Below are 7383 nucleotides of genomic sequence, written 5' to 3'. Positions count from 1 at the left end.
GTGTAATTCCCGTGGGAGCGGTGTGGGCTTCTTCGCGGGCTTGCCCGCTCCCACGGGAATTACACAGGCCTCAGGGGCTGTGCAGTTGCTGTGGAAGCGGGCGACGCGGTGTGTGATCAGATGCGGAAGCTGCCCACCAGATGCTTCAGGCGGCCGGCCTGCTGCTCCAGGTCGGAGCAGGCGCGCAGGGTGGCCTGCAGGTTTTCCACGCCTTCCTGGTTGAGCATGTTGATCTCGTTGATATCCATGTTGATCGCCTCGACCACGGCGGTCTGCTCTTCGGTGGCGGTGGCCACCGACTGGTTCATGCCGTCGATCTCGCCGATACGTACGGTAACGCTGTCCAGCCGCTCACCGGCCTGGTTGGCGATCTGCATGCTGTCCTGGCTGTGGCGCTGGCTCTGGTCCATGGTTTCGACCGACTCGCGGGCGCCAACCTGCAGTTCTTCGATCATGGTCTGCACCTGCTGCGCTGACTCCTGGGTGCGGTGCGCCAGGTTGCGTACTTCATCGGCGACCACGGCAAAACCACGCCCGGCTTCACCGGCACGGGCCGCTTCGATGGCCGCGTTCAGCGCCAGCAGGTTGGTCTGCTGGGAAATGCTGGTGATCACTTCGAGGATCTGGCCGATGTTGACGGTCTTGCTGTTCAGCGTCTCGATGTGCGCACTGGAGGTGACGATCAGGTCGGACAGGCGGTTCATCGCCGCAATGTTGCGCTCCACCACCTGTTGCCCTTCCTCGGCCAGCAACCGCGCCGAGCTGGCGTGCTGCGAAGCCTGGGCGGCGTTGCCGGCAATTTCCTGGGCGGCGGCGCCCAGTTCGTTGATGGCGGCGGCTACGCTGTTGGTGCGGTTGGACTGCTCGTCGGAGTTGGTCATCGACGAGTTCGAGGCACTGATGACCCGCAGGGCCACTTCGTTGACCTGTTCGGTGGCCGAGGACACTTCGCGGATCGAGTTGTGGATACGCTCGACGAAACGGTTGAAGGCGCTGCCCAGGATGCCGAATTCGTCGTGGTTGTGGATGCGCAGGCGCTTGGTCAGGTCGCCTTCACCTTCGGCGATGTCTTCCATGGCGCGGGTCATGGTGTGCAGCGGCTGCATCAGCACGCGGATCAGCAGGCCGAGCAGGCCGATGATGATCACCACCGCTACCAGCGTGGCGATCACCGCCGAGGTGCGGAAGGTGCTGAGCATCGAGAAGGCCTTGTCCTTGTCCACCGACAGGCCGATGTACCAGTTGGCCGACGGCAGGCCGCTGATCGGAGTGAAGGTCAGCAGGCGGGCCTGGCCTTCGCTCTGCACTTCGGTCAGCTCACCGGTCAGTTTCGGCGTGTGCTGCGGGAACAGGTCCGACAGCGACTTCATCACCAGGTCTTTGTCCGGGTGCACCAGTATCTTGCCCTGGTCGTTGACCAGGAAGGCGTAGCCCATGCCGCCGAAGTTCAGCGAGTTGATGATCTGCACCAGGCCGTCCAGGGCCAGGTCGCCACCGACCACACCGACACCACTGGACACTTTGTCGATGATGCCGATGACCATCTTGTTGGTGGCCATGTCGATGTACGGCTCGGTCAGGATCGCACCGGCGGCGTTCATGCCGTCCTTGTACCAGGGGCGGGTGCGTGGGTCGTAGCCGTCGGGCATCTTCGTGTCCGGGCGCACGCTGAAGCCGCCGTCGACCTTGCCCACGTATACCGTGAGAAAGCTTGAGATCAGTGCATTCTGGCCCAACAGGGTTTCGGCGTTTGTCGGGTCCTGGGCAATGTTCTGTGCCAGGTTTTCCACCAGCTTGATACGGCCTTCGAACAGGTTGCGGATGTTGGTTGAAGTGGAGGCGCCCATTTCAGCCAGATAGTTTTCCAGGTCCTCGCGGATCGCATTACGCTGGAGGTAATCGTTGTAGAGCGTGAACAGGCTGAAGGCGAGTATCACGATCAGTGATGCGGCCAAAAGAATCTTGTGGCTGAAACGAAGGCTTTTGTTCATGGCGTAATCGGTTCCGCTAAGGTTTTATATCAGGCGTTTGCACCCGTGGAGTCACAATGCAGTGCAACATCCCGAAAAGTCCCTTTTCGGTTGTCCCTCTCTATTAAGGCGAATATCACCCACAGGTATCGGCCGAATTAAGGCAAAGCTTGAGCAGAGGATTAAAGAGATGTCGGAATTTTCGACCATCGTTGTAGGCGCTGGCCCGGATGGCCAGCCAGTTGGGCAAGCGATGAGGCTGGCCAACCGCCATGGCCTGGTGGCGGGTGCGACGGGTACTGGCAAGACCGTCACCCTGCAGCATCTGGCGGAAGCGTTCAGTGATGCGGGGGTGGCCGTGTTCGCCGCCGATGTCAAAGGCGACCTGTGCGGCCTGGGCGCTGCTGGTGCGCCGCAGGGCAAGGTAGCCGAGCGTATCGCCGGCATGCCCTGGCTAGGGCACAGGCCGCAGGCTTACCCGGTGAGCCTGTGGGACATTGCGGGCCAGTCCGGCCACCCGCTGCGCACCACCCTCAGTGAAATGGGGCCGCTGCTGCTGGGCAACTTGCTGGAGCTGACCGACAGTCAACAGGCGGCGCTGTATGCGGCGTTCAAGGTGGCCGACCGCGAAGGCCTGCTGCTGCTCGACCTCAAGGACCTCAAGGCGCTGCTCGCGCACCTGAAGGACAACCCGCAACTGCTGGGCGAAGACAGTGCGCTGATGACCACGGCCTCCACCCAGGCCCTGTTGCGCCGGCTGGCTACCCTGGAGCAGCAGGGCGCCGAGGCGCTGTTCGGTGAACCTGGCTTGCAGCTCGAGGACCTCTTGCGGCCAGACCCGGACGGCCGTGGGCGTATCCACCTGCTGGACGCGAGCCGGTTGGTGCACGAGGCGCCCAAGGTGTACGCGACCTTCCTGTTGTGGCTGCTGGCCGAGTTGTTCGAGCAGTTGCCCGAGCGCGGCGATGCCGACAAGCCGGTACTGGCGTTGTTCTTCGATGAAGCGCACTTGCTGTTCAACGATACGCCCAAGGCATTGCAGGATCGCCTGGAACAGGTGGTGCGGCTGATCCGCTCCAAGGGCGTGGGGGTGTACTTCGTCACCCAGTCGCCGGGGGACTTGCCGGATGCGGTGCTGGCCCAGTTGGGCTTGCGCATTCAGCATGGCTTGCGGGCATTTACCGCCAAAGAGCAGAAGTCGCTGCGGGCGGTGGCCGATGGCTTCCGCCCCAACCCAGCGTTCGACACCCTGGCGGTGCTGACCGAGCTGGGGATTGGCGAGGCGCTGGTGGGGACGCTGGAAGAGAAGGGCACGCCTGCGATGGTGCAACGGGTACTGATTGCACCACCGCAGTCGCGTATCGGGCCGTTGAGCGGGGCTGAGCGGAGTGCGCTGATTGCCGCTTCGCCGCTGGCGGGGCGTTATGACAAGCCGGTGGATCGTGAGTCGGCCTATGAGATGCTGACCCAGCGCAAGGGCGAACCGGTGGAGCCGGCGCCGCAACCCAAGGCGGATGAGGAGAGCTTTGCCGACAAGGCCGGTGAGTTCTTGCAGAGTGCGGCGGGGCAGGCGATCAAGTCGGCGGTGCGCCAGGCGGCCAACCAGTTGGGGCGCCAGTTGGTGCGGGGCTTGATGGGGTCGTTGCTGGGGGGCAAGAAAAGGTAGGTTGCCTGTAGCGGCCTCTTCGCGGGTAAACCCGCTCCCACAGGTTCTCCACAGATATCAAGAGCTGTGCATGAGCTGTGGGAGCGGGTTTGCCCGCGAAGGGGCCGCTACAGAAAAAAGGCGACCCGAAGGCCGCCTCTTTCAGAACCGTATCACTCAGCCAATGGCTTTGGACGCCAGCCAGAACAGGCCGGCCGCCAGGCCCATCGACGCAGGCAGGGTCAGTACCCAGGCCAGCAGGATGGTCTTCACGGTGCCGCCTTGCAGGCCGCTCTTGTTGGCAACCATGGTACCGGCCACGCCGGACGACAGCACGTGGGTGGTCGATACCGGCAGGGCGAAGATGTTGGCCATGCCGATGGCGCAAGCCGCGGTGATCTGCGCCGACATGCCCTGGGCATAGGTCATGCCCTGCTTGCCGATCTTCTCGCCAACGGTCAGTACCACGCGCTTCCAGCCGACCATGGTACCCAGGCCCAGGGCCAGGGCGACGGCCACGATCACCCAGAACGGGGCGTACTCGGTGGTGGCGGTCAGGTCTTTGCGCAGTTTTTCCAGGTCGGCCTTTTCACGGGCTTCCAGGCCCGGCAGCTTGCCGACCTTCTTCGCCGTGTCGTCCAGGCACAGCAGGTAGCGACGCACTTCGACACGCTTGTCGGCACTCAGGCTGTGGTAGTCGGTAACGCCTTGCAGCGAGGACTGCAGCGCGGCAATGGTCGGCTCGGTCTGCTGCGGGTTGCAGCTGAACTGCTCCGGCAGGTCGCTGGACTTGGCCTTGCCCAGTGCCAGGAACTCGCCCAGGGTGGCGGCGTTGCGCTGGTAGAACTGGCTCATGTGCAGGGTGGCGTCGCGGGTACGCTCGATCTGGTAGGTGGTGCTGTTCAGGTCGAGGACGAACTTGGCCGGGACGATACCGATCAGCACCAGCATGATCAGGCCGATGCCTTTCTGGCCGTCGTTGGAGCCGTGCACGAAGCTCACGCCCATGGCCGAAACCACCAGTACCAGGCGGTTCCAGAACGGCGGGTGCTTCTTGTCGTCGAGCTTGCGGCGCTGCTCGGGGGTCTTGTGCATCTTCGACAGCGGGCGCCACCACTTCAGGCCGATCAGCACCAGTGCTGCAACGGCGAAGCCGGCCATGGGCGAGACCACCAGCGACATGGCGATGTCGATCGCCTTCTGCCAGTTGACACCGTCGCCCAGCGGGATGTCGTTGATCAGGGCATTGGCCAGGCCGACACCGAGGATGGAGCCGATCAGCGTGTGCGAGCTGGAGGCGGGGATACCGAAGTACCAGGTGCCCAGGTTCCAGGTGATGGCCGCAGCCAGCAGCGAGAAGACCATGGCCAGGCCGTGTCCGGTGTTCACATTGATCAGCAGCTCTACCGGCAGCAGGTGCACGATGGCATAGGCCACCCCGACACCGCCGAGCAGAACGCCAAGGAAGTTGAACACGCCGGAGAAGAACACGGCGAGGTGCGGCGGCATGGCTTTGGTATAGATGACGGTAGCTACCGCATTGGCGGTGTCATGAAAGCCATTGATGAACTCGAAGGCGAGTACGAAGGTCAAGGCGAGCAGCAGGCTCACCAACACCCAGGCATCCAGTCCGCTGAATAATTCGATCATGAAGGTTGTCTGGCGGTCTTAGGGGGGCGGGATTATGCCAGAAAACGTTGGCAATCGATGCATCTGCGACAGACCGACGGCAATCTTCCTGACGTGAGCACGATGTGCATGTCAGGGCGTGCAGGCAGGGAAATGTCTGCGAAAAATCGCGAAATCTGGCTAAAACCGGCAAAATGATGGAGAAAAAGCCGCTTCCCTACTATTCAAACGCTCGTATGAAATTTGTGTGATTCCATTTCATCTTCGGCCTGACAGTAAAGATCGACCGCGCCCGGCTGGCCGGGCGGCGACGCGCTGGCGTGGTCCCGTGAGTCAGGGATTGTCGCTGCGCAGTTCCTTTTCCATACGTTCCAGTTCCTGGCTGAAGGCCTGGTCGCGCACGCTGGCACGCTTGCGCCAAGGTTTGCGTTCCGGGTCCGGTTGTGCGGCGTAAGTGGTGACTTCACCACCGTAAACATCCTTGTAACGCTCCGCCTGGCGCTCGAGTTCCGCGCGCAGTTCATCTTTCGTCACAGTAGTACCTGAATCAAGTTCGATGAGTGTTGTTGTGCGTTGTACCGCGTGCACATGCCTTGCTGGCCGCAACGGCTTGATACAGCGGAAGGTTCCGTTACCACGGCATCGTCGAGGCCTGCGCAATCGATTATAGCAACCGATATTGCGTCGAACATCGTTGTTTACCCAACCCTTACATCACCTGACGCAAGTAACGGGATGCGTCCGACAACAGTTTGGGCCTTTCGTGCAAGTTTGAAAGGCAAGACGGACAAAAGTTCGCTGCAATGCAGTAGCGGGTCCGTTGACCGGGAGGGTAATGAAAAACGGCCTCGCCAAAAGGCGAGGCCGTTGCCTGGGGACTTCTACGGTGGGTACCTGACCAGTCTCTCCAAAGAAGCCACAAGTGGCAGGAGAAAGGTATAAGTAAAAGTGTCAGCGGTCAATTGCGATTATCGGCCGTTTGTTCGATAATCGCACGAGTGGGCGTTTTTTTGAGGTGTGCGATGAGTGACGAAACCCTGGTCAACGATTCCGTCAATCCAGAGTCGGCCAATCCAGAGCAGGCACGATCTGCCTCGGCAGCCCTGGCACCGCCGATCGTGGCTTCCCCGGCCAAACGCATCCAGGCCTTTACCGGCGACCCGGACTTCATGACCTCCCTGGCGCGTGGCCTGGCTGTGATCCAGGCCTTCCAGGAACGCAAGCGCCACCTGACCATCGCCCAGATCAGCCACCGCACCGAAATCCCCCGGGCGGCGGTGCGCCGTTGCCTGCACACGCTGATCAAGCTGGGTTACGCCACCACCGACGGGCGCACCTATTCGCTGTTGCCCAAAGTGCTGACGCTGGGGCATGCGTACCTGTCGTCGACGCCGCTGGCGATTTCTGCCCAGCCTTACCTGGACCGCATCAGCGATCAGCTGCACGAGGCGGCCAACATGGCCACGCTCGAAGGTGACGACATTCTTTATATAGCCCGTTCGGCCACGGTGGAGCGGCTGATCTCGGTCGACCTGTCGGTGGGCGGGCGCCTGCCGGCCTATTGCACATCGATGGGGCGCATTCTGTTGGCGGCCATGGATGACACCAGCCTGCGTGAATACCTGGAACGTGCCGACCTGAAGGCGCGAACCAGCCGTACCTTGCATGACCCCGAGTCGCTGTTCGCCTGTATCCAGCAGGTGCGTGCCCAGGGCTGGTGCGTGGTGGACCAGGAGCTGGAGCAGGGGCTGCGCTCGATTGCCGTGCCGGTGTATGACGCCTCGGGGCAGGTGTTGGCTGCGTTGAATGTGAGTACCCATGTCGGGCGGGTGACGCGCAGTGAGCTGGAGCAGCGGTTCCTGCCGATTTTGCTGGCGGCTAGCCGGGACCTTTGCCATCAGCTGTTTGGCTGAGCCTGCAGGGGGCCGCAAAGTGCCCCCTTTCAAATCTGGAACAGGCAAAACCGTTTCCTGTGCGATAAACGCACAGTGTCGTTCGCAGTCAATTGCGCCTCCACCGCCCGCTGATTAATGTCTCCGCAGTCGGCTATGCCGACCGAACAAGAAAAACATAAGAGGCACTTACCATGAATACTGTCCCCTCGCTGCCGCGGCCGCACCCGTGCGCAGTACCGTTGTA

5 protein-coding genes are annotated in these 7383 nt (G+C 62.0%); 2 read left to right on the top strand and 3 right to left on the bottom strand.

Going from position 1 to position 7383, the window contains the following annotated elements:
- Positions 1–116: 116 nt before the first annotated feature.
- The gene (locus tag J5M71_RS21860) at positions 117–1991 is read right to left on the bottom strand and encodes a methyl-accepting chemotaxis protein (RefSeq protein WP_207836752.1); all 1875 of its coding nucleotides are present in this window, start codon (positions 1989–1991) and stop codon (positions 117–119) included.
- Positions 1992–2160: 169 nt separating this feature from the next.
- Between J5M71_RS21860 and J5M71_RS21855 the strand changes: the two genes are divergently transcribed.
- Positions 2161–3636 carry a helicase HerA-like domain-containing protein gene (locus tag J5M71_RS21855; RefSeq protein ID WP_207836750.1) on the top strand — a complete coding sequence of 492 codons (1476 nt, stop codon included), beginning with the start codon at positions 2161–2163 and terminating at the stop codon, positions 3634–3636.
- A gap of 156 nt (positions 3637–3792) precedes the next feature.
- On the opposite strand, the gene J5M71_RS21850 is transcribed toward J5M71_RS21855, so the two are convergent.
- Both J5M71_RS21850 and J5M71_RS21845 read right to left on the bottom strand, forming a co-directional pair.
- Complete coding sequence (locus tag J5M71_RS21850) at positions 3793–5265, bottom strand: inorganic phosphate transporter (protein WP_085590382.1); 1473 nt, start codon at positions 5263–5265, stop codon at positions 3793–3795.
- 312 nt (positions 5266–5577) lie between these two features.
- On the bottom strand, positions 5578–5778 hold the full coding sequence (locus J5M71_RS21845) for a hypothetical protein (RefSeq protein WP_063913241.1): 201 nt from the start codon (positions 5776–5778) through the stop codon (positions 5578–5580).
- A 488-nt stretch (positions 5779–6266) separates the two neighbouring features.
- Here J5M71_RS21845 and pcaR point away from each other — a divergent pair, with 488 nt between their 5' ends.
- Positions 6267–7157: a pca regulon transcriptional regulator PcaR gene (gene pcaR, locus J5M71_RS21840; RefSeq protein WP_063913240.1), complete on the top strand. Its 891-nt coding sequence runs from the start codon at positions 6267–6269 to the stop codon at positions 7155–7157.
- The last annotated feature ends 226 nt before the right edge of the window (positions 7158–7383 follow it).

It is taken from the genome of Pseudomonas sp. 43(2021), from assembly GCF_017490805.1.
Taxonomy (GTDB): Bacteria; Pseudomonadota; Gammaproteobacteria; order Pseudomonadales; family Pseudomonadaceae; genus Aquipseudomonas.
The sequence above is the reverse complement of the archived record's forward strand: the minus strand, read 5'-3'. Positions and strand labels throughout refer to the sequence as shown.

Excerpts from the sequence above, each read along its gene's own strand:
- J5M71_RS21860 (WP_207836752.1), bottom strand. The coding sequence starts at position 1,991 with ATGAACAAAAGCCTTCGTTTCAGCCACAAGATTCTTTTGGCCGCATCA.
- J5M71_RS21855 (WP_207836750.1), top strand. The coding sequence starts at position 2,161 with ATGTCGGAATTTTCGACCATCGTTGTAGGCGCTGGCCCGGATGGCCAG.
- J5M71_RS21850 (WP_085590382.1), bottom strand. The coding sequence starts at position 5,265 with ATGATCGAATTATTCAGCGGACTGGATGCCTGGGTGTTGGTGAGCCTG.
- pcaR (WP_063913240.1), top strand. The coding sequence starts at position 6,267 with ATGAGTGACGAAACCCTGGTCAACGATTCCGTCAATCCAGAGTCGGCC.